This is a genomic window from Streptomyces sp. NPDC001514 (genome assembly GCF_053597075.1).
The window spans coordinates 1-24,602 of the sequence record NZ_JBSFHO010000028.1; the positions used below are offsets into that span (position 1 = coordinate 1).

At 71.2% G+C, this 24,602-nt stretch carries 30 protein-coding genes; 11 read left to right on the top strand and 19 right to left on the bottom strand.

Going from position 1 to position 24,602, the window contains the following annotated elements; genetic code table 11:
• Positions 1-171: 171 nt before the first annotated feature.
• On the bottom strand, positions 172-1,566 hold the full coding sequence (dacB, locus tag ACWCXB_RS25740) for a D-alanyl-D-alanine carboxypeptidase/D-alanyl-D-alanine endopeptidase (protein ID WP_450725920.1): 1,395 nt from the start codon (positions 1,564-1,566) through the stop codon (positions 172-174).
• 139 nt (positions 1,567-1,705) lie between these two features.
• Between dacB and ACWCXB_RS25745 the strand changes: the two genes are divergently transcribed.
• Both ACWCXB_RS25745 and ACWCXB_RS25750 read left to right on the top strand, forming a co-directional pair.
• On the top strand, positions 1,706-2,200 hold the full coding sequence (locus tag ACWCXB_RS25745) for an inorganic diphosphatase (protein WP_019888410.1): 495 nt from the start codon (positions 1,706-1,708) through the stop codon (positions 2,198-2,200).
• A 118-nt stretch (positions 2,201-2,318) separates the two neighbouring features.
• Positions 2,319-3,968 carry a threonine/serine exporter family protein gene (locus ACWCXB_RS25750; protein ID WP_450725922.1) on the top strand — a complete coding sequence of 550 codons (1,650 nt, stop codon included), beginning with the start codon at positions 2,319-2,321 and terminating at the stop codon, positions 3,966-3,968.
• A 222-nt stretch (positions 3,969-4,190) separates the two neighbouring features.
• Here ACWCXB_RS25750 and ACWCXB_RS25755 read toward each other — a convergent pair whose 3' ends face one another.
• Positions 4,191-4,880, bottom strand: coding sequence for a DedA family protein (locus ACWCXB_RS25755; protein WP_450725924.1), 690 nt, complete (start codon positions 4,878-4,880; stop codon positions 4,191-4,193).
• A 172-nt stretch (positions 4,881-5,052) separates the two neighbouring features.
• Here ACWCXB_RS25755 and ACWCXB_RS25760 point away from each other — a divergent pair, with 172 nt between their 5' ends.
• The 3 genes from ACWCXB_RS25760 (at position 5,053) to ACWCXB_RS25770 (ending at position 8,225) form a co-directional block, all read left to right on the top strand.
• On the top strand, positions 5,053-5,421 hold the full coding sequence (locus ACWCXB_RS25760; RefSeq protein ID WP_450725925.1) for a YbjQ family protein: 369 nt from the start codon (positions 5,053-5,055) through the stop codon (positions 5,419-5,421).
• Between the two features lie 94 nt (positions 5,422-5,515).
• On the top strand, positions 5,516-6,787 hold the full coding sequence (locus ACWCXB_RS25765; protein ID WP_450725927.1) for an ion channel protein: 1,272 nt from the start codon (positions 5,516-5,518) through the stop codon (positions 6,785-6,787).
• 13 nt (positions 6,788-6,800) lie between these two features.
• The gene (locus tag ACWCXB_RS25770; RefSeq protein ID WP_450725928.1) at positions 6,801-8,225 is read left to right on the top strand and encodes a glutamate decarboxylase; all 1,425 of its coding nucleotides are present in this window, start codon (positions 6,801-6,803) and stop codon (positions 8,223-8,225) included.
• A gap of 77 nt (positions 8,226-8,302) precedes the next feature.
• Here the strand turns inward: ACWCXB_RS25770 and ACWCXB_RS25775 are convergent, their stop codons facing one another.
• The 7 genes from ACWCXB_RS25775 to ACWCXB_RS25805 all read right to left on the bottom strand — a co-directional run bounded on the left by ACWCXB_RS25775 (position 8,303) and on the right by ACWCXB_RS25805 (position 14,205).
• Complete coding sequence (locus ACWCXB_RS25775) at positions 8,303-9,046, bottom strand: ABC transporter permease (RefSeq protein WP_450726045.1); 744 nt, start codon at positions 9,044-9,046, stop codon at positions 8,303-8,305.
• A 29-nt stretch (positions 9,047-9,075) separates the two neighbouring features.
• The gene (locus ACWCXB_RS25780) at positions 9,076-10,008 is read right to left on the bottom strand and encodes an ATP-binding cassette domain-containing protein (protein ID WP_450725929.1); all 933 of its coding nucleotides are present in this window, start codon (positions 10,006-10,008) and stop codon (positions 9,076-9,078) included.
• A gap of 84 nt (positions 10,009-10,092) precedes the next feature.
• Positions 10,093-10,734, bottom strand: coding sequence for a PadR family transcriptional regulator (locus ACWCXB_RS25785; RefSeq protein WP_450725931.1), 642 nt, complete (start codon positions 10,732-10,734; stop codon positions 10,093-10,095).
• A 76-nt stretch (positions 10,735-10,810) separates the two neighbouring features.
• The gene (locus ACWCXB_RS25790; protein WP_450725932.1) at positions 10,811-11,068 is read right to left on the bottom strand and encodes a hypothetical protein; all 258 of its coding nucleotides are present in this window, start codon (positions 11,066-11,068) and stop codon (positions 10,811-10,813) included.
• A 38-nt stretch (positions 11,069-11,106) separates the two neighbouring features.
• A complete protein-coding gene (locus tag ACWCXB_RS25795; protein ID WP_450725934.1) occupies positions 11,107-11,658 on the bottom strand; it encodes a DinB family protein in 552 nt (183 codons plus the stop codon).
• A gap of 144 nt (positions 11,659-11,802) precedes the next feature.
• Positions 11,803-13,260, bottom strand: a complete 1,458-nt coding sequence (locus ACWCXB_RS25800; RefSeq protein WP_450725935.1) for an aldehyde dehydrogenase family protein — start codon at positions 13,258-13,260, stop codon at positions 11,803-11,805.
• A gap of 63 nt (positions 13,261-13,323) precedes the next feature.
• Positions 13,324-14,205, bottom strand: a complete 882-nt coding sequence (locus ACWCXB_RS25805) for a helix-turn-helix domain-containing protein (protein WP_450725937.1) — start codon at positions 14,203-14,205, stop codon at positions 13,324-13,326.
• A 296-nt stretch (positions 14,206-14,501) separates the two neighbouring features.
• Between ACWCXB_RS25805 and ACWCXB_RS25810 the strand changes: the two genes are divergently transcribed.
• Positions 14,502-14,993 carry an ATP-binding protein gene (locus ACWCXB_RS25810; protein WP_450725939.1) on the top strand — a complete coding sequence of 164 codons (492 nt, stop codon included), beginning with the start codon at positions 14,502-14,504 and terminating at the stop codon, positions 14,991-14,993.
• A 127-nt stretch (positions 14,994-15,120) separates the two neighbouring features.
• Here the strand turns inward: ACWCXB_RS25810 and ACWCXB_RS25815 are convergent, their stop codons facing one another.
• The 8 genes from ACWCXB_RS25815 to rpmG all read right to left on the bottom strand — a co-directional run bounded on the left by ACWCXB_RS25815 (position 15,121) and on the right by rpmG (position 18,588).
• A complete protein-coding gene (locus ACWCXB_RS25815) occupies positions 15,121-15,360 on the bottom strand; it encodes a DUF397 domain-containing protein (protein ID WP_351229578.1) in 240 nt (79 codons plus the stop codon).
• Positions 15,361-15,480: 120 nt separating this feature from the next.
• Positions 15,481-15,939 carry an SRPBCC family protein gene (locus ACWCXB_RS25820; protein WP_450725941.1) on the bottom strand — a complete coding sequence of 153 codons (459 nt, stop codon included), beginning with the start codon at positions 15,937-15,939 and terminating at the stop codon, positions 15,481-15,483.
• The gene (locus ACWCXB_RS25825; RefSeq protein ID WP_450725943.1) at positions 15,936-16,277 is read right to left on the bottom strand and encodes a metalloregulator ArsR/SmtB family transcription factor; all 342 of its coding nucleotides are present in this window, start codon (positions 16,275-16,277) and stop codon (positions 15,936-15,938) included. The genes ACWCXB_RS25820 and ACWCXB_RS25825 overlap by 4 nt, the downstream gene beginning before the upstream one ends.
• A gap of 6 nt (positions 16,278-16,283) precedes the next feature.
• Positions 16,284-16,658 carry a VOC family protein gene (locus ACWCXB_RS25830; RefSeq protein WP_450725945.1) on the bottom strand — a complete coding sequence of 125 codons (375 nt, stop codon included), beginning with the start codon at positions 16,656-16,658 and terminating at the stop codon, positions 16,284-16,286.
• Positions 16,659-16,782: 124 nt separating this feature from the next.
• Positions 16,783-17,025 carry a 30S ribosomal protein S18 gene (gene rpsR, locus ACWCXB_RS25835; RefSeq protein ID WP_385421042.1) on the bottom strand — a complete coding sequence of 81 codons (243 nt, stop codon included), beginning with the start codon at positions 17,023-17,025 and terminating at the stop codon, positions 16,783-16,785.
• Between the two features lies 1 nt (position 17,026).
• Positions 17,027-18,160, bottom strand: a complete 1,134-nt coding sequence (locus ACWCXB_RS25840) for a CobW family GTP-binding protein (RefSeq protein WP_450725947.1) — start codon at positions 18,158-18,160, stop codon at positions 17,027-17,029.
• Positions 18,160-18,414, bottom strand: a complete 255-nt coding sequence (locus ACWCXB_RS25845; protein ID WP_450725948.1) for a type B 50S ribosomal protein L31 — start codon at positions 18,412-18,414, stop codon at positions 18,160-18,162. The genes ACWCXB_RS25840 and ACWCXB_RS25845 overlap by 1 nt, the downstream gene beginning before the upstream one ends.
• A gap of 9 nt (positions 18,415-18,423) precedes the next feature.
• Entirely contained in the window at positions 18,424-18,588 is a 165-nt protein-coding gene (gene rpmG, locus ACWCXB_RS25850; protein ID WP_450725950.1) for a 50S ribosomal protein L33, read from the bottom strand.
• 51 nt (positions 18,589-18,639) lie between these two features.
• On the opposite strand from rpmG, the gene rpmB reads away from it, so the two are divergent.
• From rpmB to ACWCXB_RS25865, 3 genes are read left to right on the top strand one after another with little or no spacing between them, the layout of a single operon-like run.
• Positions 18,640-18,876, top strand: a complete 237-nt coding sequence (gene rpmB, locus ACWCXB_RS25855) for a 50S ribosomal protein L28 (RefSeq protein ID WP_450725952.1) — start codon at positions 18,640-18,642, stop codon at positions 18,874-18,876.
• Positions 18,876-19,181, top strand: a complete 306-nt coding sequence (gene rpsN / locus ACWCXB_RS25860; RefSeq protein ID WP_450725953.1) for a 30S ribosomal protein S14 — start codon at positions 18,876-18,878, stop codon at positions 19,179-19,181. Before rpmB ends, rpsN begins: the two co-directional genes overlap by 1 nt.
• Before the next feature lie 48 nt (positions 19,182-19,229).
• Positions 19,230-19,736, top strand: coding sequence for a hypothetical protein (locus tag ACWCXB_RS25865; RefSeq protein WP_450725954.1), 507 nt, complete (start codon positions 19,230-19,232; stop codon positions 19,734-19,736).
• 59 nt (positions 19,737-19,795) lie between these two features.
• Here ACWCXB_RS25865 and ACWCXB_RS25870 read toward each other — a convergent pair whose 3' ends face one another.
• Positions 19,796-20,947: a DUF2786 domain-containing protein gene (locus ACWCXB_RS25870; RefSeq protein WP_450726047.1), complete on the bottom strand. Its 1,152-nt coding sequence runs from the start codon at positions 20,945-20,947 to the stop codon at positions 19,796-19,798.
• A gap of 115 nt (positions 20,948-21,062) precedes the next feature.
• Here ACWCXB_RS25870 and ACWCXB_RS25875 point away from each other — a divergent pair, with 115 nt between their 5' ends.
• On the top strand, positions 21,063-21,827 hold the full coding sequence (locus ACWCXB_RS25875; RefSeq protein WP_450725955.1) for an ABC transporter ATP-binding protein: 765 nt from the start codon (positions 21,063-21,065) through the stop codon (positions 21,825-21,827).
• Positions 21,821-23,944, top strand: coding sequence for an FtsX-like permease family protein (locus tag ACWCXB_RS25880; RefSeq protein WP_450725957.1), 2,124 nt, complete (start codon positions 21,821-21,823; stop codon positions 23,942-23,944). The genes ACWCXB_RS25875 and ACWCXB_RS25880 overlap by 7 nt, the downstream gene beginning before the upstream one ends.
• 55 nt (positions 23,945-23,999) lie before the next feature.
• On the opposite strand, the gene ACWCXB_RS25885 is transcribed toward ACWCXB_RS25880, so the two are convergent.
• Entirely contained in the window at positions 24,000-24,500 is a 501-nt protein-coding gene (locus ACWCXB_RS25885) for a hypothetical protein (RefSeq protein WP_450725959.1), read from the bottom strand.
• Positions 24,501-24,602: the final 102 nt, after the last annotated feature.

Sequence of the window (24,602 nt, forward strand, 5' to 3'; positions counted from 1 at the left end):
TTTCCGAGGAGGCGAGCCCGGAGGGGCCCCGCACCACCACCCACCCACAGCAGCCGCACCAAGCCCGTCCGGCGCTTGAGGACGGACACACCGGGCACGCCCGCGGCACCGCGCACACCGCACAGGCCCCGCACCCCGCACCGCCGGAGGCACACCGCACCCCGCACCCCGTCAGCGAACCAGCGCCGCCGCCATGCGGTCCAGGGCCGGGCGGCCGGCGCCGTAGGCGGGGGTGTTGCCGGCCATGAAGGCGAAGGCCAGCAGGCGGCCGTCGGAGGTGACGACCGTGCCCGCGAGGGTGTCCACTCCGGTGAGGCTGCCGGTCTTGGCCCGGACGAGACCGGCGGTCCGGGCCTCGGCACGCCCGCTGAGGGTGCCGGTGAAGCCGGCGACCGGGAGCCCGGTGAGGACGGGGCGGAGCTCCGGGTGGGCGGGGTCGGCGGCGCGGGCGAGCAGGGCGGTGAGGAGGCCCGCCGAGACCTTGTCCGCACGGTTCAGCCCGCTCCCGTCGACGAACCGGGCCTTGGCCACCGGGAGTTTGAGCCGCTTCAGCCGCTCGGTGACGGCGGCCTGCGCGCCGACGAAGCTCGCCGGTCGCCCACCGGCGATCGCGGTCTGCCGGGCGAGGGCCTCGGCGAGGTCGTTGTCGCTGTTGGTCAGCGTCCGTTCGACCAGTGCGGACATCGGCTCGGAGAGGGTCTTGGCGATGGGTACGGCCTTGGCCGGGGCCTTGCCCAGGTCCGGGCCCGCCTCTGTGTTGATGCCGCGTACGGCGAGCATCCCGACGAAGGCGGCGGCGGTGTCGCGCGCCGGGTCCGCGCCGCGCGGGGCGGGCCCGCTGGTGGATTCGTCGAGGCGGCCTTCGTTGAGCATCAGGGGGCTGACCGGGGCGATGTTGTTGTTGCGGCCGATCGGATGCCGGGCGGGCCCCTTGTAGAGCGAGGTGTCGTACGACAGCCGGATCGTGCTGACGCCGTGTTCGCGCAGGGCGCGCGCGGCGGAGTCCGCCAGAGTGCGCAGCCGGGGCATGTCGAGGGTGGGGTCACCGCCGCCGACCAGGGTGATCCCGCGGTAGTCGGGTGCGGCGACGACCGTGGTGGGGATGCGGTGGGCGGGTCCGGTGGCGGAGAGCGCGGCGACCGCCGTGGCGATCTTGATGGTGGACGCGGGGGTCATGAGGGTGCCTGCGTCCTTCCCGTACAGCTGCTTGCCGGTGGAGACGTCGACCACGGACGCGGTGAGGACGGGGCCGAGCCCCGGGTGGCGGAGCAGAGGTGCGAGGGCCTTGGCGACGGGGGCGGGCGCGGCAGGGGTGGCCGGGGCGACGGGCGCGGAGAGCACGCCGGAGGCGCTCGGCGCGGGCGCGGGCTCGAGCGGGGCGGCAGGTGCCGTCGCGGCGGGCTGGTGATGTGCGCCACCTGTGCGGGACAGGGCAGCGGCCCGGTCGCGCTCGGCCTTACGCTGACCGGAGTCCCAGGGACCAGCCGCGGCCACCGCCCCGGCCGCGACGGCGAGGCCTACCACGGCCGCGCCTGCCGTGAGCTGCCACGTTCTGCGGTCGGGCACCACTGACCAGCCCCTTTCGCGATCACACACCTGCGTAGGGGACACTTAATCACTGCGCCCTGCCGCGAGCATGGCACCCGGCGGGTCCGCCGGGCACAGCGTCACCTACATATGTGTTGATCATGGAGGAGTGCCACCCGTGGAGTTCGACGTCACCATCGAGATCCCGAAGGGGTCGCGGAACAAGTACGAGGTGGACCACGAGACCGGCCGGATCCGACTGGACCGTCGTCTCTTCACCTCGACCAGCTACCCCGCCGACTACGGCTTCGTCGAGAACACCCTCGGCGAGGACGGCGACCCGCTGGACGCCCTGGTCATCCTGGACGAGCCCACGTTCCCCGGCTGCCTGATCAAGTGCCGCGCCATCGGCATGTTCCGGATGACGGACGAGGCCGGCGGCGACGACAAGCTGCTGTGCGTCCCGGCTTCCGACCCGCGCGTGGAGCACCTGCGCGACATCCACCACGTCTCCGAGTTCGACCGCCTGGAGATCCAGCACTTCTTCGAGGTCTACAAGGACCTGGAGCCCGGCAAGTCCGTCGAGGGTGCGAACTGGGTCGGCCGCGCCGAGGCCGAGGCCGAGATCGAGGCCTCCTACAAGCGCCTCGAGGCGCAGGGCGGCGCGCACTGACGCGGTCCCACTGACCTGACGGTCGGCCCACGGGCGGTGCACCCCACACGGGGTGCGCCGCCCGTCGCATACTGGGCGCAGCACAGTGCCTCGGCGCGGGAGAGGAATCGGGAGAGCGGTGGTGGCGGAGCCGGAGAGGCCGGCGGAGGACCGGAAGCCGCAGTCGGACGAAGCGCACAGCGCCTTCACCCCGCCCGAGGGTGTGGAACAGCCCGGGCCGCCCGAGGAGGACCACCCGTCCTCCGAGTTCGCCGTTCCCGCGGGCCTGGCGGCGGAGCCTCCTGCCGAGCCCGAGGGCTCTGCGTTCGCCCCGCCGTCGACGTACCGGGCGAAGGAGTCCCCGCCGGCGTTCACCCCGGCGCATGGCTTCCCGGTGGTCCAGCTGTCCAAGGACGCGCCGTGGCAGGACCGGATGCGCACGATGCTGCGGATCCCGGTGAGCGAGCGGCCCATGCCGGAGCCTGTGCAGCCGCCGGGCGAGGCGGGACCCGCCGTGCCGCGCGTCCTCGACCTGACGCTGCGCATCGGCGAGCTGCTGCTCGCGGGCGGTGAGGGCGCCGAGGACGTGGAGGCGGCGATGCTCGCCATCACGAGCTCGTACGGACTCGACCACTGCGAGCCGACCGTCACCTTCACGCTGCTGTCGATCACGTACCAGCCGTCGCTCGTCGACGATCCGGTGACGGCGAACCGTACGGTGCGGCGCCGGGGCACCGACTACACGCGGCTGACCGCCGTCTACCAGCTCGTCGCCGACATCAGCGCCGAGGACCACGACGTCAAGCTGGACGAGGCGTACCGGCGCCTGGCCGAGATCCGCCGCAACCGGCACCCGTACCCCGGCTGGGTGCTCACCACAGCGGCGGGTGTCCTGGCCGGGGCGGCGTCGGTGCTGGTGGGCGGCGGGCCGCTGGTGTTCCTGGCGGCCGCGGTCGGGGCGATGCTCGGCGACCGGCTCGCATGGCTGTGCGCGGGGCGCGGGCTGCCGGAGTTCTACCAGTTCGTGGTGGCGGCGATGCCGCCCGCCGCGATCGGGGTCGCGCTCAGCGCGCTCCACACGGATCTGCGGCCGTCCGCCGTGATCACCGGTGGGCTGTTCGCGCTGATCCCGGGACGGGCGCTGGTGGCGGCCGTGCAGGACGGGCTCACCGGCTTCTACATCACGGCGTCGGCCCGGCTGCTGGAGGTCGCCTACTTCTTCGTGGCGATCGTGGTCGGCGTGCTCACGGTGCTGTACGTGGGCGTGCAGTTCGAGGCGAACCTCAGTCCGGAGGGCTCGCTGAGCATCGTCGAACGGCCGGTGGTGCAGATCCTGGCCTCGATGGTGCTGTGCCTGACCTTCGCCGTCCTGCTGCAACAGGATCGTTCCACCGTGCTGATCGCGGCGGCGAACGGCGGGGTCGCGTGGGTGATCTATGCGGCGATCGCCGTTACGGCGGGAGGCTCGTCCGTCCTGGCGACGGCCGTGGCGGCGGGCCTCGTCGGTCTCTTCGGGCAGTTGCTGGCCCGCTATCAGCACACGTCGTCACTGCCGTACGTGACGGCGGCGATCGGTCCGCTGCTGCCGGGCAGTGCCATGTACTTCGGGGTGCTGCACATCGCGCAGAACAACATGGACCTGGGCTTCGCCTCGCTGGCGAGGGCGGCGGCGCTGGCGCTGGCGATCGCGATCGGAGTGAACCTGGGCGGCGAGACGGCCCGGCTGTTCCTGCGCAGCCCGGCGGCGGCCGGCAGGCGCCGCGCGGCCAAGCGGACGCGCGGCTTCTGATCTTTTTGCGGCTCGGTTCGCCTCCGGGGCGCTTCAGCGTGCGTCGATGGTCGATCGTGCTCGGTCCCTCGCTCGGCGGAGCCGCATATCGATACAGCCCTCGGGACCTCAGCCCACGCGGCGGCAGCCGCAGATCGACCGCCGCCTGCCTTTCACCGTGCTCGACAGCAGCCTCCGGCCGCGTCCCGCGCGCCCCTTCGGCTCACTCGCCGGGGCCACAGGTCAGCGCTTGGCGTGGCGTCCGCGCGGAGCGCCCTGCGACGCCGCGTCGGGAAGCGCGGCCGCTTCCTTCTTGCCCTTGGAGCGGGCGCGCAAGAACTCGATCGCGATCGGGACGACCGAGATGAGCACGATGGCGATGAGGATCGCCTCGATGTTCTTGTGGACGAACTCGACCTTGCCGAGCGCGGCGCCGAGCAGTGTGACGCCCGCGCCCCAGAGCATGCCGCCGATGACGTTGAAGGTGATGAACGAGCGGTAGTTCATCCGGCTCACACCGGCGATGATCGGCGTGAACGTACGGACGATGGGCACGAAGCGGGCCAGGACCAGCGACTTCGGGCCGTACTTCTCGAAGAACTCGTGGGCCTTCTCCACGTTCTCCTGCTTGAAGAGCTTGGAGTCCGGGCGCTTGAAGAGGGAGGGGCCGACCTTGCGGCCGAAGAGATAGCCGACCTGGTCGCCGATGATCGCGGCCAGCACGACGAGCGTGCAGACCACCCACAGGGGCTGCTTGATGACATCGGTCGTCACCAGCAGACCCGTCGTGAACAGCAGCGAGTCGCCGGGCAGGAAGAAGCCGATCAGGAGACCGGACTCGGCGAAGACGATGACGAGCACGCCGATCAGACCGAACGTGGTGATCAGATAGTCCGGGTCCAGCCAGCTCGGTCCGAGCGCAAGGGTGTTCACGAGGTCCGGGCTCCTGTGGTGTTGAAGGTCGATCGGCTGCGTGGCACGTGCGGCGTACGGGCGTGTCGGCCGGTGCGTCGGCAACCAAAGCTATCAACGCATCCGAGTGACGACGGGTTCCACCGGCCCTCTCCGGATGCGGGGTGAACGGAGGGCAACGAAGCTGTGCCCCATGGGTATCGATGACTACGGCGGCGGGCAGGGCAAGCACCCCGATGTGCTGGTCGTCACGACGAACGACGTACCGGGCCACGACGTGCAACACGTGATCGGGGAGGTCTTCGGACTGACGGTCCGGTCGCGGCACCTGGGCAGTCAGATCGGCGCGGGGCTCAAGTCGATGATCGGCGGCGAGCTGAAGGGCCTCACGAAGACCCTTGTGGAGACCCGCAACCAGGCCATGGACCGCCTGGTGGAGCAGGCGCGGGCGCGCGGCGCGAACGCGGTGCTCATGTTCCGCTTCGACGTGACGGAGGCGGCCGACGTGGGCACGGAGGTCTGTGCGTACGGCACGGCCGTGGTGATCGCCCCGCGGGCGTGACGGCGCGTCCGTGGCGGGTCCGGGCTCGTCGTGAAGCTCCGATACGTGCTGGGTTCACCGTGTGTGCACCATTCATGCCGTTATCGTGAGCCGCGTGACGACGACCCAACGCCCTCCGGCGGCCACCCCGGCGCGGGCACTGCTGCCGCTGATCCTGCCCGCGGTGGTCGTCGGCTTCGCGTCGAGCCTGCTTCTGCTCGGCGTGACCGTGCTCTCGGACCAGCTCAAGAACGTCCTGTGGGAAGACCTGCCCGACGCCATCGGCATCGGCCGGTACTCGGCGCCTTGGGTGATCACCGTGCTCACGGCGACGGGTCTCGCGGTCGGGCTCGTGGTGTGGAAGGTGTACGGACACGCCGGGCCCGATCCGGCCACGACGGCGCTCGTCGACCCACCGCTGCCCGCATCGGTGGTGCCGGGCCTGCTGCTGGCGGCCGTGCTCGCGCTGGCAGGCGGCGTCAGCCTCGGCCCCGAGAACCCCATCACGGCCTCGAACATCGCACTCGCGGCCTGGCTGGGCAGCAAGACGATGCGCGGCACAGGCGCGGAGCTGTGGGCGGCGCTGGCGGCCGCGGGGACGGTCGGTGCGCTCTTCGGCACGCCCGTGGCAGCCGCGCTGATCCTCACCGAGTCCCTCGCCGGGCGGCCGGCGCCCGGCGCACTGTGGGACAAGCTGTTCGCCCCGCTCATCGCGGGCGGGGCCGGTGCGCTGACCACCGTACTGATCGCGCATCCGACGTTCGACCTCTCGCTGCCGGAGTTCTCGGGCTCACGCTGGGGCGATGTGCCGGCGGCGCTGGCGGTCGCGTCGCTGGGCGCGCTCGTGGGGATGGCGGCCGTCCACGCGTTCCCGTACCTCCACGCCGCCTTCCAGCGGCTCCGGCACCCCGTGCTGATGATCACCACGGGCGGGCTGGTGCTGGGGCTGCTCGGGGCGCTGGGCGGCGAACTCACGCTCTTCAAGGGCCTGTCCGAGGTGAAGGTGCTGGCGGCGGATCCGTCGGGCTGGTCGTCCGGGCAGTTCGCGCTGATGACGATCGTGAAGGTGGCCGCCCTCACCGTCGCGGCGGCGTGCGGATTCCGGGGCGGCCGGATCTTTCCCAGCATCTTCGTGGGGGTCGCCCTGGGGCTTGGCGTGAGCGCGCTCGTGCCCGAGGTGCATCCGACGCTGGGGGTGGTCTGCGCGGTGCTCGGGGTGCTGCTGGCGGTGACCCGGATGGGCTGGCTGAGCCTGTTCACCGCGGCGATTCTCGCCGCCGACCCGCATGTGCTCCCGCTGCTCTGCCTCGCCGTGCTGCCGGCCTGGCTGCTGGTGACGGGCCGGATCCAGATGCAACTCCATAACGACGGAACACCATTGCGCTGAAAGGGAGTCGGACATGGCACTGCACAAGGGCGGCACCGGCCGCGAGGACAGCCAGGAGCGCCGCAGGCTCTCGCTCAATCCGTTCTACGGGGAGGCCGATCCGACGGGATCGATGACGTCGGCGCCGCCCAAGCACCAGCTGCCGGACGGGCCGATGGCGCCCGAGACGGCGTATCAGCTGGTGCACGACGAGCTGATGCTGGACGGCAACTCGCGGCTGAACCTGGCCACGTTCGTGACGACATGGATGGAGCCGCAGGCCGGGGTGCTCATGGCGGAGTGCCGCGACAAGAACATGATCGACAAGGACGAGTACCCGCGGACGGCCGAGCTGGAGCGGCGGTGCGTGGCGATGCTGGCCGACCTCTGGCACGCGCCGGAGCCGGCGTCGACGGTGGGGTGTTCGACCACGGGGTCGAGCGAGGCGTGCATGCTCGCCGGGATGGCGCTGAAACGGCGGTGGGCGAAGCGGAACGCAGATCGCTATCCGGGGCCGGGCGCCCGGCCGAATCTCGTCATGGGCGTCAATGTGCAGGTCTGCTGGGACAAGTTCTGCAACTTCTGGGAGGTCGAGCCGCGGCTGGTCCCGATGGAGGGCGACCGCTTCCACCTCGACCCGCAGGCCGCGGCGGACCTCTGCGACGAGAACACGATCGGGGTGGTCGCGATCCTGGGCTCCACCTTCGACGGGTCGTACGAGCCGGTCGCGGAGGTCTGCGCGGCGCTGGACGCCCTGCAGGAGCGCACGGGGCTGGACATCCCCGTCCATGTGGACGGGGCGTCGGGGGCGATGGTGGCGCCCTTCGTGGACGAGGACCTGGTCTGGGACTTCCGGCTGCAGCGGGTGTCGTCGATCAACACCTCCGGGCACAAGTACGGACTGGTCTACCCGGGCGTGGGGTGGGCGCTGTGGCGCTCGCCGGAGAACCTCCCCGAAGAGCTGGTGTTCCGGGTCAACTATCTGGGCGGCGACATGCCGACGTTCGCGCTGAACTTCTCACGGCCGGGGGCCCAGGTCGTGGCGCAGTACTACACCTTCCTGCGGCTCGGCCGCGCCGGCTACCGGGCCGTGCAGCAGACGACCCGTGACGTCGCGCGGCATCTTGCCGACCGGATCGAGGAACTGGGCGACTTCCGGCTGCTCACTCGGGGGGACCAGCTGCCGGTCTTCGCCGTCACGACGGCACCGGACGTCGAGAACTTCGACGTCTTCGACGTCTCGCGGCGCCTTCGGGAGAACGGCTGGCTCGTGCCCGCATACACCTTCCCGCCCAACCGCGAGGACCTGTCGGTGCTGCGCTTCGTCTGCCGCAACGGCTTCTCGGCGGACCTGTCGGCGCTGCTGATGGAGGACCTGAGGCGAATCCTTCCGGAGCTGCGGGCGCAGAGCGCCCCGATGAGCAAGGACAAGGCGGCGGCGACCAGCTTCCACCACTGAGGGCGGCTGAGGGCCGCCGGGGCGTGCGGGGGCACCGGCGGCGACGCGCCGCCGGTGCCCCGTGCCCGGCCCCAGCCCTAGTGGCTCAGGCGGGCGAAGCGGCGTACCGCCAGCGGGAAGAACACCGCGAGCAGCGTCAGCGGCCATACCGCGGCCAGCAGTTGGGCGTGCTCGGCCGCCCACGAGCCACTGCCGGCCGGGATGCCGGACAGCTCCCGTACCGCCGTGGCCGTCGCCGACAGCGGGTTCCACTCGACCGTCGCGCCCAGCCAGCCCGGCATCGACTCCGGCGTCGCGAAGGCGTTGGAGAGGAAGCCGATGGGCCAGACCAGGATCTGCACGGCCTGCACCAGCTCGGGTTTCCCCGCCACCATCGCCAGCTGGATGCCGAGCCACAGCATCGCGAAGCGCAGCAGAAGCAGCAGCCCCAGCGCTCCCAGCAGCGCGCCGAACGAGCCGTGCCAGCGCCAGCCGACGGCGTAGGCGACCCCGATCATCACGAGCAGGCCGAGCGCCGACTGGAGCATGTCCGCCGCGCTGCGGCCGACCAGCACCGCCGAGTCCGCCATCGGCATCGACCGGAAGCGGTCGATCACACCTTTGTTCAGGTCCTGGGTGACGGCCAGCATCGTTGCCTCGAGGCCGAAGGCCATGGTCAGCGCCAGCATGCCGGGCACCAGGAAGCCGATGTAGGCCCCTTCGACGCCCCGTCCGCCGCCGATCAGATAGCCGAACATCAGCAGCAGCATCACCGGGAAGGCCAGTCCGACGACGACCTGCACGGGCTGCCGCGCCCAGTGGGCGAGTTCACGCCGTGTCATGGTCCACGAATCGGTCAGTACGTACGTGCTCACGCCGCCGCATCCTCCTTCGTGAGGTGCAGGAAGACCTCGTCGAGCGTGGGCCTGCGCAGCGCAATGTCCTCCGCCTCGATCCCGGCCGCCTCCAGCGCGCGTACGGTCTCGGTCAGCGCGGCCATCCGGTCGCTGACCGGCGCGCTGAGCAGCCTCCGGTCCTCGTCCACCTCGGGGTCGCCCGGCAGCAGTACGGCCGCGCGCGGCAGATCCGCCGCGTCCCGTACGACGACGTCGATCCGGTCGCCGCCGAGCTTCGCCTTGAGCTCGTCGGCGGTGCCGTCCGCGATCACCCTGCCGGCGTCGATCACCGAGATCCGGTCGGCCAGCTGATCGGCCTCCTCCAGGTACTGGGTGGTCAGCAGGACGGTCGTACCGCCGCCGACCAGTGAGCGCACCGCTGCCCACACCTCCGCCCGGCCACGCGGGTCGAGCCCGGTCGTCGGCTCGTCCAGGAACAGCACCTCGGGCTCGGTGATCAGCGACGCGGCCAGGTCGAGCCGGCGCCGCATGCCGCCGCTGTACTGCTTGACCGCCTTGCGGCCCGTGTCCGCGAGCCCGAACCGCTCCAGCAGTTCGTCGGCCCGCTCCCCCGCCCGCCGGGCGCCCAGGTGGTGGAGCCTCCCGAACATCTCCAGGTTCTGCCGTCCGCCGAGCTCCTCGTCCACGGCGGCGTGCTGCCCGAGCAGCCCGATGCGGCGCCGCACCGCGGCGGCGTCCGTCCGTACGTCATGGCCCGCGACCCGCACCACGCCCGTGTCGTGGCGCAGCAGCGTCGCCATGATCCGCACGGCCGTGGTCTTGCCCGCTCCGTTCGGCCCGAGCACCCCGTGCACCGTGCCCCGCGCGACGGCCAGGTCGAGCCCGTCCAGGGCCTGTTTGCCGCCGTACCGCTTGGTCACGCCTTCGACCACGATCGCGTCGGTCATGCGTCTCCTCCCGCCTCCCTGCACATTAGTCAAACTTGACTACTTCAGAAAGTAAGCCCTCGGGCTGCAACTGGTCAAACTTGATTAGGAGTGGTTTCCCTCGTGGGGGACGCCCGTCGCGTACGGGTTCTCCTGCCCCTCCGCGAGCACCCCCACAAAGGGCTCCCCCTCGCCCGCGAAGGTGTACGCCCCGCCCTCGATCCGCTCGATCAGGCCGCGCGTCCACGCAGCCCCGGCGTCCGCCGAGTGGACCCACAGGTTCATGATCTCGCCGATGTGGCCGAGCTGTCCGGGCCCGTCCTCGGGGGTGTAGTACTCGGTGACCGTCGCACGCCACTCCTCGATCCGGCGCACCCGCTCCTGGAGCAGCTCCACGGCCTCGCGCCGCTCCAGGTCCACGATGAAGCCGATCCCGGCCGAGAGCACGTCCATCTTCTGGTCGTACGAGGTCAGCGACTCGCGCAGGAGCGTGAAGTACTCTGCGGTGCCCTTCTCCGTGATCTCGTACTCGGTACGGGGCGGACCGCCGGCCGTCGACGGCGCGATCTCATGGGCGTGCAGCAGGCCCTGCTTCGCCATCTGCTTGAGCGCGTGGTAGATCGACCCGGGCTTGGCGTTGGACCACTCGTGCGCACCCCAGTACTCGAGGTCGTTGCGGACCTGGTAGCCGTGCGCCCGACCGTGCTGGCGTACGGCTCCGAGGACCAGCAACCTGATCGCTGACATCCGCGCACCCTCCTATTCAACTTTGACTAGGGTACGCGCGACGCCGCCCTGCCCCCGCCCTACCTGCCGGGAGCGGTCAGGGAAACCACTTGTACTTGCCTCCGCCGACCCACCTCACGACCGAGGGGTCGTCGAGGTCGACGTGGGTCATCCCCGCCTGGTACGCGAGCTTGATCACGTCCAGCATGTCGCGGGCGATCCCGACCATGGTCCCGTTGATCTCCACCAACCGGTAGGGCGGATCGGCCGGGACGACCGCGAGCACGACGATCGGAGTCACTGCCGCCCGGTGGACGTCGTGGGCGTCGTGGGCGTCGTTGGCGTCGTTGGTCATGCCTCAAGCGTGTGGCAGGTCCCCCGACTCCGCTCGCCCTAGCCGCCCCACCTCTCGCCCCGCTCCTGCGCGACGAGCTCGAACGCGGTCCGGCCGTCGAGCGACTCCCGGACGACGTCCGCGTGGCCCGCGTGCCGGCCGATCTCCTCGACCAGGTGGAGCATCAGCCAGCGCATGGACACCCGGCCCTCCTTCGGGAACCAGGGCGCCTCGGGCAGCGGGAAGGTGTCGTCCAGGCTCGGCACCGAGCGGATGAAGTCCTCGGTCTCCTTCGCCACGCCCTCCCAGAAGGCGAGCATCCCCGGAATCGTCTCGTCGTCGACGAGCCGGAAGCTGTCTCCCCAGGTCTCCTCGGTGCGCGCCTTCTCGTTCGGCCGCTGCTGCGCCATGCGCAGCCAGGTCAGCTCGGTCTCGGCGACGTGCTTCAGCAGCCCTGAAAGCGACAGCTCACTGGCGCTGGGGCGGCTCCCCGCCTGCTCCTCGGTCAGCCCGAGGACCGACCTGCGGATCGCGCCGCGCTGCGCCTCGACGAAGGCGATCAGCGCGCCGCGCTCGTCGCCCTGGGCCTCCGCGGGAACGTGAGTGACCATGATGTCCGCCTTCCGATGCCGATGAGGTGCCGGGCCGGCCGGCAGCTCGCCGGCCGGTCGCCGTCCTGACACCTCACAAGCTACGAACCCTTGCGGTCAGCTTCTGTCCTCAAGTCGGAAACGTCGAGCGGGGATTCGGGGAATCTAGAACGGAAACCTCGTCCGGCCGTGCTGCACCGAGATCCACTTCTGCGTGGTGAACGCCTCCACCGTCGCATCGCCGTTGAGCCGCCCGAGCCCGGAAAGCTTCTCGCCACCGAAGGCGACCAGCGGCTCGTCCTGGATCGTCGAGTCGTTGACGTGGAACATCCCGGTCTCGATGCGCTGCGCGAACCGCACACCCCGCTCCACGTCGCTCGTGTGCACCGCGCCGCTCAGGCCGTACGGGCTGTCGTTGGCGATCCGTACGGCCTCCTCCTCGCCGTCGAACGGCACGAGCAGCGCCACCGGGCCGAAGATCTCCTGCTGCAGCAGCGGCGAGTCCTCCGGCAGCCCGGCCAGCACCGTCGGCTCGACGAGATTGCCGTGCGTACGTCCCCGGACGAGCGCCTTGGCCCCGTCCGCCACCGCCTGGTCCACCAGTCCGGACAGCGCCTCGGCCTGGAAGTTGTTGATGACGGGGCCGATCTGGGTCTCCGGGTCCCGCGGGTCGCCGGTGCGCAGCGCCGCCACCTTCGCCGTGAACTTCTCGGTGAACTCCGCCTCCACGGACCGGTCCACAAGTATCCGGTTGGCGGCCATACAGACCTGGCCCTGGTACACGAAGCGGCTGAAGACCGCGGCGTCCACCGCGTAGTCGAGATCGGCGTCGTCGAGGACGACCAGCGCGCTGTTGCCGCTCAGCTCCAGGATCGACCGCTTGAAGTTGCTGCCCGCGACCGCTCCGACATGGCGGCCGACACGGTCCGAGCCGGCGAACGAGATCACCTTCGGGACGGGGTGCTCGATGAGCGCGTCGCCGATCTCGGCGATGTCCGTGACGAGGACGTTGAGCAGACCGGACGGCAGGCCCGCGTCCTCGAAGATCTTGGCGATCAGTCCACCGCCGACCACCGGGGTGTTCTGGTTGGGCTTGACGACGACCGCATTGCCGAGCGCCAGCGCGGGCGCGACCGACTTGAGGGTCACCAGGAAGGGGAAGTTGTACGGGGTGATCACGCCTATGACGCCGACGGGCAGCCGGTAGACGCGGTTCTCCTTGCCGTCCACCGGCGAGGGAAGGATCCTGCCCTCGGGACGCACCGCCAGCTGTATCGCCTCGCGCAGGAACTCCTTCGCGAGATGGATCTCGTACCCGGCCTTCAGACGGGTCCCGCCGAGTTCCTCGGTGATCGCCTCGGCGATGTCGTCCTCGCGCTCTTCGACGATGCGCAGGGCGCGCTCGAGGACGAGTCTGCGGCTGTACGGATTGGTCCGGGCCCAGGGGCGCTGCGCCCGCTCCGCCGCCCGGTACGCCTGGTCGACCTCTGCAACCGTGGCGACCGTGATGGCGGCGAGCTTCTCACCGTTGTACGGATTGAAGTCGATGATGTCCCACGAGCCGCTGCCGGTCCGCCACTCGCCGTCGATGTACTGGTGGGCCAGGTCGGTGAAGTAGGACATACGATCCCTTACTGCAGGCGCATACGGTGCAGGGTCCTGATGCCGCGTCATCGTACTGTCGTTTTACGTGAGTTGGAGGAGACCGCGGAGCACGTCCCGGCTCTCCCCGGGATCCGGCGAATCGCTCTGCAGCCGGTCCATCACCCGTTCGTACAGGGCGACTTCTTCCCGCTTGTCGAGGTACAGCGCGCTGGTCAGTTGCTCCAGATACACGATGTCGGAGAGATCCGACTCGGGGAAGCTCAGCATCGTGAATGCCCCGGACTCGCCCGCATGGCCGCCGAAGCTGAACGGCATCACCTGCAGCGTGATGTTCGGCTGCTCGGAGATCTCGATCAGATGCCTGAGCTGACCCTGCATCACCGACCGGTCGCCGTACGGCCGGCGCAGCGCAGCCTCGTCCAGTACGGCGTGGAAGCGCGGCGCCCGCTCGGACACGAGCACCTTCTGGCGCTCCAGGCGCAGCGCGACCCGTCGGTCGATCTCGGCGCGCGGCGCACCGGGCATGCCCCGGGAGACGACCGCGTGGGCGTACGCCTCGGTCTGCAGCAGGCCATGGACGAACTGGACTTCGTAGATCCGGATGAGCGAGGCGGCACCCTCCAGGCCGATGTACGTCTGGAACCAGCCGGGCAGCACATCGCCGAAGCTGTGCCACCAGCCCGCCACATTGGCCTCGCGGGCCAGGCCGAGCAGGGCGTCGCGCTCCGCCTCGTCGGTGACGCCGTAGAGCGTGAGGAGGTCCTCGACATCCCTGGCCTTGAAGCTCACCCTTCCCAACTCCATACGGCTGATCTTGGATTCGGATGCGCGGATCGAGTAGCCGGCCGCCTCACGGGTGATGCCGCGGGACTCCCGGAGCCGCCTCAGCTGCGAGCCCAGCAGGATGCGCCGCACCACACTTCCGCTCGACTCCACTGCGGTCACGTCTCCAACCCTCCCCATCGCTGCTTGTTTCCCGGAGCACCCCCGAACCCCGAGTCCCGGATTCTGCCACCAAAACGCTTCGCCCCGTACTCAATCGATTACGGAAACAGGAAGCCATTGGGAAGGGCGTGAAAGAAGCTCAGGGAAGAAAAGAGCGTGAACCGGCACGGGGCCGGACAGGCCGGGCGCGTGCACGTGCATCTGCCCTTGCATCTGCCTACCTCATTCGGAACCATGGACCCCGCGCACCTGCGTACTCGTTCGTGCTCGTTCGTGTTGTAGCGTCACAGCCGCGATTCCCGGGAGTGCCTCGCATGGGGACGAATGGATCGACCATGCTCGAGCCGTTACGGCAGGGACTTCCGCCCATCGATCCCGCGGCCGTCTCCAGCTCCGCCTCCTGCGCCCTGCCCGCCCGCTACGAAGCCGTGCGCGGTGCCCGGAAGTTCACGAGCAGAACGCTGACCCACTGGGAACTGGCCGAACGCTTCGACGATGTCGCACTCGTCGTCTCCGAACTCGTCACCAACGCGCTGCGCCACGCCCTGCCCGCGGACAACCCGCGCGAGCGTGAGCAGGAGCCGCCCGTGCGGCTGCACTTGATGCGCTGGACGGGGCGGCTCGTGTGCGCGGTGCGCGATCCGAGCCAGGAGAGCCCGGTGGCGGGCGAGGCGGAGGACTCCGCCGAATGCGGCCGGGGGCTGTTTCTCGTCGATTCCTTCAGCGACAGCTGGGGCTGGCATCCGCTGGCCGGGCCGCTGACGGGGAAGGTCGTGTGGGCGCTGTTCCGGCTGCCGATGGAGTGAGGCGCACGACCGGTGGGGCGAGGAGCACCACCGGTGCAGTGAGACGCACCACCGATACAGCGAGGCGCACGACCGAGCACGGCTGACTCCCGCCCCGGGGCTTCAGGAGCCCTCGGGGCCTCGGGAGTCAGCCGCCTGCCAGATGGTCGAACTCCCCGTCCTTGACGCCGAGCAGCAGCGCCTCGATCTCGGCCGGCGTATACACCAGCGCGGGCCCGTCCGGGTAGCGCGAATTGCGCACCGCAACGTTCCCACCAGGCAATTTTGCAAACTCCACGCATGAACCCTGGGAGTTGCTGTGCCTGCTCTTCTGCCAGACGACCCCGTGAAGCTCTGTCGCCGCCATGCCGTTGTACACGTCGTGCACAGGACGCTCCCCGAGTTACAAGGTGCAAGTGTCAACTGTCTCGGATCATAGCTGTGTTCATATGCGGATGCATGAGCAGATGCACGTGCACGCGGGGTGGTCCCTCGGTTACAGCCTGGCTCACAACCGATCCAGCGCGGCCTCCAGCGCCCTCATGACCTGCGAGCGCCAGCCGCCGCCCATGATCTTGTGGGCCATTCGCTGGGCGGGATCGTCCGGATCGAAACCCTCGTGCACGAGAAAGAGACGCGTTCCACGCCCTTCCGGCTCCAGGGTCCACGTAATTGTCCAGTCCACATTGGAGCCGGGGTCGGCGTCGACCCAGTGGACGCGGAGCATCCGCTCCCGCTCGAAGGCCTGGATCTCGGCCTCGACGGTCCCTGAGAAGCCGGAGCCCGGACGGGGCACGGAGGTCATCGTGTAGCGGTGGCCGACTTCCAGTCGGAAGTCCCCGGGCATCAGCCACTGGGCGATGAGCTCGGGTTCGGTCAGCGCACGCCAGACCTTGGCGGGCGGATGGGCGAGAAACTGGGCGACCCGGATGGTGGTGAGGTCGTTGTCGTCACTGGCAAAGCTCATGACTCATCGTCAGGCATACGGTCCAGCAGTTCGCCGAGGCCCGTGAGCCGGTCGCGCCAGAACCGCTCGTACGGATGGAGCCAGTCCTGCACGTCGGCGAGCGGAGTCGCTTCGAGGCGGTAGATACGCTGCCGGCCGGATCGCTCCTCGGACACGAGACCGGCCTCCCGCAGCACCTTGAGGTGCTCCGAGAGGCTCGGCCTGCGCATGTCGAAGTGGTCGGCTATGGCCTGGACGGGCTGGGGGCCGTCCTCGCGCAGCAGCCGGAGCACTTCGCGGCGGGTGGTGTTCGCGAGCGCGGCGAAGAGCCGGTCCTCGCGTTCACCGGTGGTGACCATGGGGGCTTACAGGCCTTCCTTCTCCGTCAGCAGCATCAGGCCGTTGCCGTCGGGGTCGGTGAAGCCGGCCATCCGCCCCCAGGGGAGGTCGTCGGGCCCGTCCACCGCGACTCCGGCCGCGGCGAGCTTCGCACAGTCGGCGTCGACATCGGTCGTGACCAACATGATCCCCCGCGCGGATCCGGGCGTGAACCCGCCCATCCCGGGCCCGGAGAGCGTGAAGACGGTCTGCGCGCCCTTCGGCGCGACCTGCAGCCAGCGCCCGGGCGGCATCTGGAGGTCGGCGGTGACCTCGAAGCCGAGCACGTCGCGGTAGAAGGCGAGGGCGCGGTCCTGGTCGGAGACGGGGAGGGTGACGAACGAGGCGTGGGTGATGTTCACGCCCCCAACAATAGGTAGGGATTTACCTACGCGTCAAGCGTAGGAAAATCCCTACCTATCTCTGCTGCCCTCCGGGGCGACCGCCGGACCGCCCCGGAATCCGAACGTCAGCGTGCCCCGAACGTCAACGGGCCGACGACGAGTACGGCAGCAGCGCCATCTCCCGCGCGTTCTTGATCGCTCGGGCCAGCAGGCGCTGCTGCTGCGCCGACACACGGGTGACGCGACGGCTGCGGATCTTGCCCCGGTCGGAAATGAACTTCCGCAGCAGGTCCGTGTCCTTGTAGTCGATGTAGGTGATCTTCGCCTGATCCAGGGGATTCGGGCGGGACTTGACCGGCTTGCGGTCGGAGCGGCGCGGGGCCACGTCATACCTCCAGGAGGGAATCGAAAGCGGGTGGCAGGCGCTTCCACGCCTCCGGTCCCGCCGCGTACTCGGCATCGGTCAGCAGGCAGGACTCCAGGAGTTCCGCCAGCCCGTCGCGGTCCAGGCCGGGCGACGTGAAGACCAGGTGCTGGCAGCAGTCGCCGTGCTCGGGGTGCCAGTCCAGCGCGGCAGCGGCGCGGCGCACCGGCGGGACCATCTCCCAGGCGGCGTCCGGGAGCGAGACCAGCCAGGGGCCCGCGCTCTCGACGCAGAGCGCACCGCCCGCCGCGTCCCAGGCCAGCAGCGTGTCCGGCCGGTCGGCCAGCCAGAACCGGCCGCGGCTCCGGGCGGCCGCGCAGGTCAGATCCTCGAGGGCCGCGTACAGCCGCTCGGGATGAAAGGGCCTGCGGCGGTGCCACACATACGTGGCGACTCCGCACTCGTCCGCCTCCTGCGGCAGCAGCGCGCACGCCGGGTGCTGCGCCGCCGCCGCGGCCTCGACGTCGAAACCGGCGAGGGCGGCCTCGGCCAGCTCGCCGCCGTCCAGGGAGACCCGGCGGGCGGTCGGGTGCAGCTGCGCCAGCAGCGCCCGGTCCTCGTCATCGGCCTCTTCACTGTCGACCAGCGCCAGGACGGGCGCGTACTCCAGCTGCCGGGCCCAGGTGTCGGCGACCGTCCGCTGGTCGGTCGCAGCGGCGGCGAGCCCCGCGTCCATCAGGTCGTCGCCGTTGGCGAGATACGGAAGCAGCAGCGCCGGGTCCACCGCGGTGATCACGCTCGTGAGGCGCAGCCGCTCGCCGCCGTGCGAGGCGACGACCTCGGCCATCGCCTTGGGCTCGACCGAGTCCCACAGCTCGACCACCGCGAGCCGCGTGAGCCCGTCATCGGCGAGCCGCTCCAGCTCGGGCACCAGGTCCTCGCGCAGCGCGCAGCAGGCACAGTCGTTGACGAGCGGCGCGTCGCCGGCGGACAGGACGCCGGTGGCGTCCCGGACGGTACGGACGACCGTCCCCTGGACGGCGGTCGAGAGGTCGTGGTGGAGCGCGACACTGCCGGGGACGGCGCCGAGCAGCTTCTCCACCGTGGCGGTGCGGGCCTCCGAGTGAAGCCCGCCCACCAGAGCGACGGACAGCATCAACGGACCTCGCGCTGTCCGTACCGCCGCTCGAAGCGCTCCACACGCCCGGCCGTGTCGAGCACGCGCGCCGTCCCCGTGTAGAAGGGATGGCTCACGGAGGAGATCTCGACGTCGACGACGGGGTAGGTGTTGCCGTCCTCCCACTCGATCGTCTTGTCGCTGGTCATGGTCGAGCGGGTGAGGAAGGCGTGGTTCGCCGCCCTGTCGCGGAAGACGACGGGCCCGTACGGGGGATGGATTCCAGGCTTCATGGCGTGGGCTCAGCGCTCCTCTCGGAAGTCGACGTGCCGGCCGGCGACCGGGTCGTACTTGCGCAGGGTCATGCGGTCGGGGTCGTTACGGCGGTTCTTGCGGGTCACGTACGTGTAGCCGGTCCCCGCCGTGGAGCGGAGCTTGATGATCGGGCGTAGTTCGTTGCGGGACATGCGGCTAGGATAAATGGAAATGGTTTCCATTTCCAAGAGAAGGTTGTGACGTTGTCCGCACACTGCCAGCTGACCGGGGCCAGGCCCGGCTTCGGCAACACCATCAGCCACTCGCACCGGCGCACCTCGCGGCGCTTCGACCCCAACATCCAGAAGAAGCGCTACTGGCTGCCGAGCGAGGGCCGGTACGTACGGCTCACGCTCAGCGCGAAGGCGATCAAGACGGTGGACAGCATCGGGATCGAGGCCGCGGTGGCCCGGATCCGTGCCCGAGGGGTGAAGGTCTGATGGCGAAGAAGAGCAAGATCGCTCGCAATGAACGGCGCAAGGAGGTCGTGGCGCGGTACGCGGCGCGGCGTGCGGAGCTGAAGGAGATCATCCGCAGGCCTGGCACCCCCGAGGCGGAACGGGACTCGGCCCAGGCCGAGTTGCGACGTCAGCCCCGTGACGCGAGCCCGACACGGGTCCGCAACCGGGACAGCGTGGACGGCAGGCCCCGTGGTTTCGTGGGCAAGTTCGGGCTCTCGCGGGTGCGACTGCGGGAGCAGGCCCACGCGGGATTCCTCCCCGGAGTGACCAAGTCCTCCTGGTAGCAGGCTGATAGCTTGGCGCGGTCTTGCAAGCGACCAGGGGACGAGACCGTGCACAAGCTCGTACGTAAGGGAGTTGCCGCGGCGGGTCTCGCCGCGGCCCTCGCGCTGACCGGCTGCGGCAGCAGCGACGACCCGGGCAAGGACCGCGGCGACGCGACGGCGACGCCGAGCGGGGCGACCGACGGAGGCTCGGGCGGCAGCTCCGGTTCCGGGGATGCCAGGCCCAGGGATCTCGAAGGCACCTGGGCGGGGCTGGGCGACAGCAAGGTCATCGCTCTCTCGGTCAAGGACGGCCACGTCACGCTCGTCGCCGGTCAGCACGTCTGCAACGGCGAGGTGAAGGAGGACGGCAAGGTGACGCTGTCCCTCAAGTGCACGGACGGCGACACCGAACGGACCTCCGGCACGGTCGACTCCAACGACGGCACGACCCTGGTCGTGTCCTGGTCCACCGGCGCGAAGGACTCCCTGACGAAGACGGAACCGGGCGACGCCCCGTCGGTCTTCCCGTCCGGCCTTCCTACTGACCTGCCGACGGCCCTCCCGCAATCCTGATCCGGACGGCCGGGCCCGGCATCGTCCCGACGGCCGGGCCCGGCGGCGAACCGCCCGTCCTATCCCGGCAGTTCGTCCCGGCGATCGCGCGGCGGCATGTGAGCCGTGTCGGCGGCCGTCCTGCCGTGCTGCCAGCCCGCCGCGTCGGTGGCCCCGCGGACCCGGGTCTTCACCGTCTGCGGGAAGAGGCGGTCCGTGTGGGCCGTGACCGCGACGTCGCGGGCGGCGAGCACCGGGAGGAGTTCGCCGCGTACGCCGGGCTCGCCGGTGCCCGCATCGTGCTCCGCGTGAGAGGCCGCCCGGGTGAGACGGGTGCCGATGCGGTCGGCGTAGGCCAGGAAGAAGGACTGGCGGAAGGTCTTGGTGCGTTTGCGGCCGCCCGCGCGCTGCGACGCTTCCGCGCGGGTCATCGCCGTGGTGCCCTGGACCAGCAGGGAGGTGTAGAGCAGCTCGACCGCGTCGAGGTCGGCCTCGAAGCCGACCACCGTGGAGAAACCGAGGGCGCTGTTCCAGACCGCGCGGCAGCGGTTCGCCGAGGCGACGGCGTCGAGGAGGATCGCCTTGGCCGTCTCGTACGGCGCGTCCACCCCGATACGGCAGGCTCCGGGCACGTCCGCGCGGTGGCCGCGCGCCGCGAGCAGCGCCTCGTCGATGCTGTGCCGCGCCATCAGCTCCTGCGCCTTCGCGGTGAGCGCCTCCGCCTCCTCCGGGAAGCCGGTGGCCTCCGCCTTGGCGAGGAGCCCGCGGATCCGGGTGAGCATGCGCGGCTCGCCTCCGGACACCGGCGCCACATGGACGGGCGAGCCGGGCACCGGGCCCACCGGCTCGATCGCGGGCAGCCGTACGAGCAGCCGGTACAGCTCCAGCACCGCCGTCGCATACGAGAACCGGTCCGCGGGCCGGCTCTCGTACCCGCTCGGCAGCTCGGCCAGCTGCGCCGCCCACCGCGGCGGCAAGTCCTTCCCGTACCGCCGTGTCTCGCTCGCGATCAGCCCGGCGGTCAGCCGTACGTGCAGCTCGTCGAGGTCGCGCCGGACGATCCGTACGACATCGGCGGGCTGCCAGCCCCGCTCCCAGGCCCGGCGTACGAACTCCTCGCCGCGCCGGGTCAGTTCCGCGTCGGCGCCCGGGTCGGCAGCCAGCAGCGACGCGCCGGTGTCGAGCGCGTCGTCGTCATCGGCGTACAGCGCACCGCCGAGCGCCCGCTCCACCACGTTCACGCCGATGGAGCCTACGCGACCCACGGCCGAAGGTAGGGCCGGCCATACCCCCGGGACGCCCACCAGTGGTCGTGATCGCGCGCCGCCCGGCCGGAAGGCTGGAGCCATGACCACGACAGCTGTACGGCTCACCGCGCTGCGCCGTGTGCACCGCGACGTCGTCGCCCTCGACGGCGTCGACCTCGACATCCCCTCCGGCACCTTCACCGCCGTGATGGGCCCCTCCGGTTCCGGCAAGTCGACGCTGCTGCAGTGCGCGGCAGGGCTCGACCGGCCGACCTCCGGGACCGTCCAGGTGGGCGGGACCACGCTCACCGGGCTGAGCGAGCGGCGGCTGACGCTGCTGCGGCGGGACCGGATCGGGTTCGTCTTCCAGGCGTTCAACCTCATCCCGTCGCTGACCGCCGCGCAGAACGTCGCCCTGCCGCTGCGGCTCGCCGGCCGCCGCCCGTCCCGTACCCAGGTGCGCGAGGCGCTCGCGGCAGTCGGGCTCGCCGACCGTGCCCGGCACCGGCCGTCCGAACTGTCCGGCGGCCAGCAACAGCGGGTCGCGCTCGCGCGGGCACTGATCACCCGGCCCGAGGTGCTGTTCGGGGACGAGCCGACCGGCGCGCTCGACACCACGACCGGGCGGGCCGTTCTGGTGATGCTGCGGGAGCTGGTGGACCGGGAGGGGCAGACGCTGGTCATGGTCACGCACGACCCGGTGGCCGCTTCGTACGCGGACCGTGTCGTGTTCCTGGTCGACGGGCGCGTCGTGGGCGAGCTGGCGTCGCCCTCGGCGGCGCAGGTCGCGACGGCGATGACGCAGCTGGAGGACAGCAGCGCTTTCGTGGCCGGGGGTTTCGTGACCGGGGGTGCGGTGTGCTGACCGTCGTCTTCGCCGCCCTGCGCACCCGCTGGGCCACGCTCCTCGGGAGCTTTGTCGCGCTCGCTCTGGGGGTCGGGCTGCTCGCCGCCATGGGGCTCGGGCTCGCGTCGACGCTCGACGCCCCGGTCAGGCCGCCGGAGCGGTTCGCGGAAGTGCCCGTCGTCGTCATGGGCTGGGACACGCTGACCGTGGAGGTGGAGCGCGGGCCCGACACCGCCGAGGTGTCGAAGAAGCTCACCCATCCACAGCCTGTGGACATCGAACTGCTGCACGACCTCCGGGCGCTCGGCCCCGTCACCACGGACGACACCCCGAACGCCGTCGGCGTGGCCGCCGACCCCGCCGCCGTACGACGCGTCGTGGGCGACCGTGCCCAGGTGCTCACCGGTGACGACCGCCGTCGCGCCGATCCGGACCCCGAGCGGGACGCGGAGGCACTGATGACCGTGAACTCCCTGCTCGGCACCGCGGGCGGTGTCACCGCCTTCGTGTCCGTCTTCGTCGTCGCGTCGACCTTCGCCTTCGCGGTCGCGCTGCGCCGGCGGGAGTTCGGGCTGCTGCGCACGGCGGGCGCGACGCCCGGCCAGCTGCGCAGGCTGCTCCTCACCGAGGCCGCTGTCGTCGGGGTGCTCGCCTCGGCGGCGGGGTGTGCGCTGGGCGCCTGGGGGGCGCCGCGGCTCGCCCATCTGCTGGTCGACGGCGGGATCGCGCCGGATTGGTTCGCGATCGGCGACCACGCCTGGCCGTATCACGCCGCGTTCTGGACGGGCCTGACGGTGGCGTTCGCCGGGGTGCTGGCGGCATCGCGCCGGGCGGGCAGGACCGGCCCCGCCGAGGCACTGCGCGAGGCCGACGCCGAAAGCGGTGCGATGCCGCCCGGGCGGCTGCTGCTGGGCGGCGCACTGCTGCTGGCCGGCGCCGGGCTGCTCTGCTGGACGCTCGCCACCGACCCGGCCGATCTGCTCAAGCGCAAGACGTACACGACCCAGCCGATGGTCCTCGTCTCGGCCGTCGCCGCCCTGTCCCCGCTGCTCGTACGGCCGTTGGCCCGGCTCCTGCGACTGCCCGGGGCGACCGGGCTGCTGGTCGGCGCCAACGCGGCCGCCGCCCTGCGCCGTACCGCCGCCGTCGCGGCACCCGTGCTGGTGACGGTGGCGCTCGCGGGCTCGCTCATGGGGTCGGCGGCGACCGTGACGGCCGCAAGGGGCGAGGAGGCGCGCGAGCAGACGTCCGCCGATCTCGTGGTCACCGGTGAGCGGCTCAGGCATCCGGGGCGGATTCCGGGGGCGGTCGTCTCGGGCTCGGCGACGACCGCCGTCTTCGTACGCGAGGACCGCACCGCCCTCATCAGGTCCGAGGCCCGCGCGGTCACCGACCCGGCGGCCCTGGCGTCCGTCGCGAGACTGCCGGTCGTCGCCGGGGACCTGCGGAACCTGGACGACCGGTCCATCGTCGTCAACGAGGAGTGGGCCGAGCACCGGGTCGGCGAGACCGTCGACGTGTGGCTCGGCGACGGGCGGCCGGCCTCGCTGCGGATCGCGGCGGTGCTGGCGGCCGGGACCGGCAACAACGGCGCCTACGTCACCGCCGCGAACGCGCCGGCCGCGCGCCTCGACCGCATCGACGTGCGGCTGGCAGCCGATTCGGACCGGGCCGCGGTCGCCGCGGCGCTGCGCGCCACCGGCGGAGAGGTGCGCACGGCGGACGCGTGGGCCGCGGCCGCCCATCCCCGTACGAGCCCGAGGACGCGCCTCGGGCTGGTCGTGGTGCTGGGCATCGCCCTCGTGTACACGGCGATCGCGCTCGCCAACACCCTGCTGATGGCCAACTCGGTACGCTCCGCCGAACTCCGCTCGCTGGCGCTCGCCGGTGCGACGCGCGGCCAGGTCGTCCGGGTCGTCGCGGGCGAGGCCCTGCTGGCCGTGGCGATCGGCGTGCTGCTGGGCGGCGCCGTGACGGCGGTGAACCTGACGGGCCTGGCAGCGGCGCTGGCCACACTGTCGGCACCGGTCGCGGTGGACGTCCCGTGGGCGGCGCTCGGGGCATCGGCCGGGGCGTGCACGCTGATCGCGGTGGTGGCGGGGGTGGCTCCGGTGTGCAGGCGCGGGTACCGGTGAGGCTGCGGGCCCGGGCTCGGGTGGGGCCCGGCCCGGGTGCGGCTCAGGCGCCTGGTCAGGCGGACCGTCGGCGCCGCCGGTGGTACGCGACGGTCACCGCCACGAGCAGCGGAGCCCAGGCGAGCAGAGGCGTGTAACAGACCGCCGCGAGAGCCTCCTGCCACGCGTTGCCGATGGGCTCCCCGAGCCCGGTCAGTCGGCAGTAGAGACTCCACGCGTACAGCGCGAACAGCCCGGCCGCCCCCAGCAGCGCCGGTACGACGGCGGCGAGCGGGCGGACCGGGCGGCCGCCCAGCAGCGGAACCCAGCCGGGAACCCGCTCGCCCCAGCCCCGCACCAGTCCAAGCGTCAGCAGCGCCAGGCACTCGGACACGACGCTGAGCATCACGACGTAGACCGGCTCCCACCACGCGGTGGATTCGTACGCGTCACCGACCGGAAGCCCGGCGACCAGCGCAAGCCGCCACAGCCCGGAGGGCAGGGCGATCAGGGGCACGGCATGGGCGGCGATCACGGCCCGGCGAGGCACGTCCGGCAGAGCTCTCATCCTCGGCATGCGTCCAGGCTGTCGGCGGCCCGAGGCGAAGACATCGGAGGCCAGGAGCATCCGCCTCCGCACTGCGGCGGAGTTCCGCCTCCTCCTCGGGGCCCGGGGTCC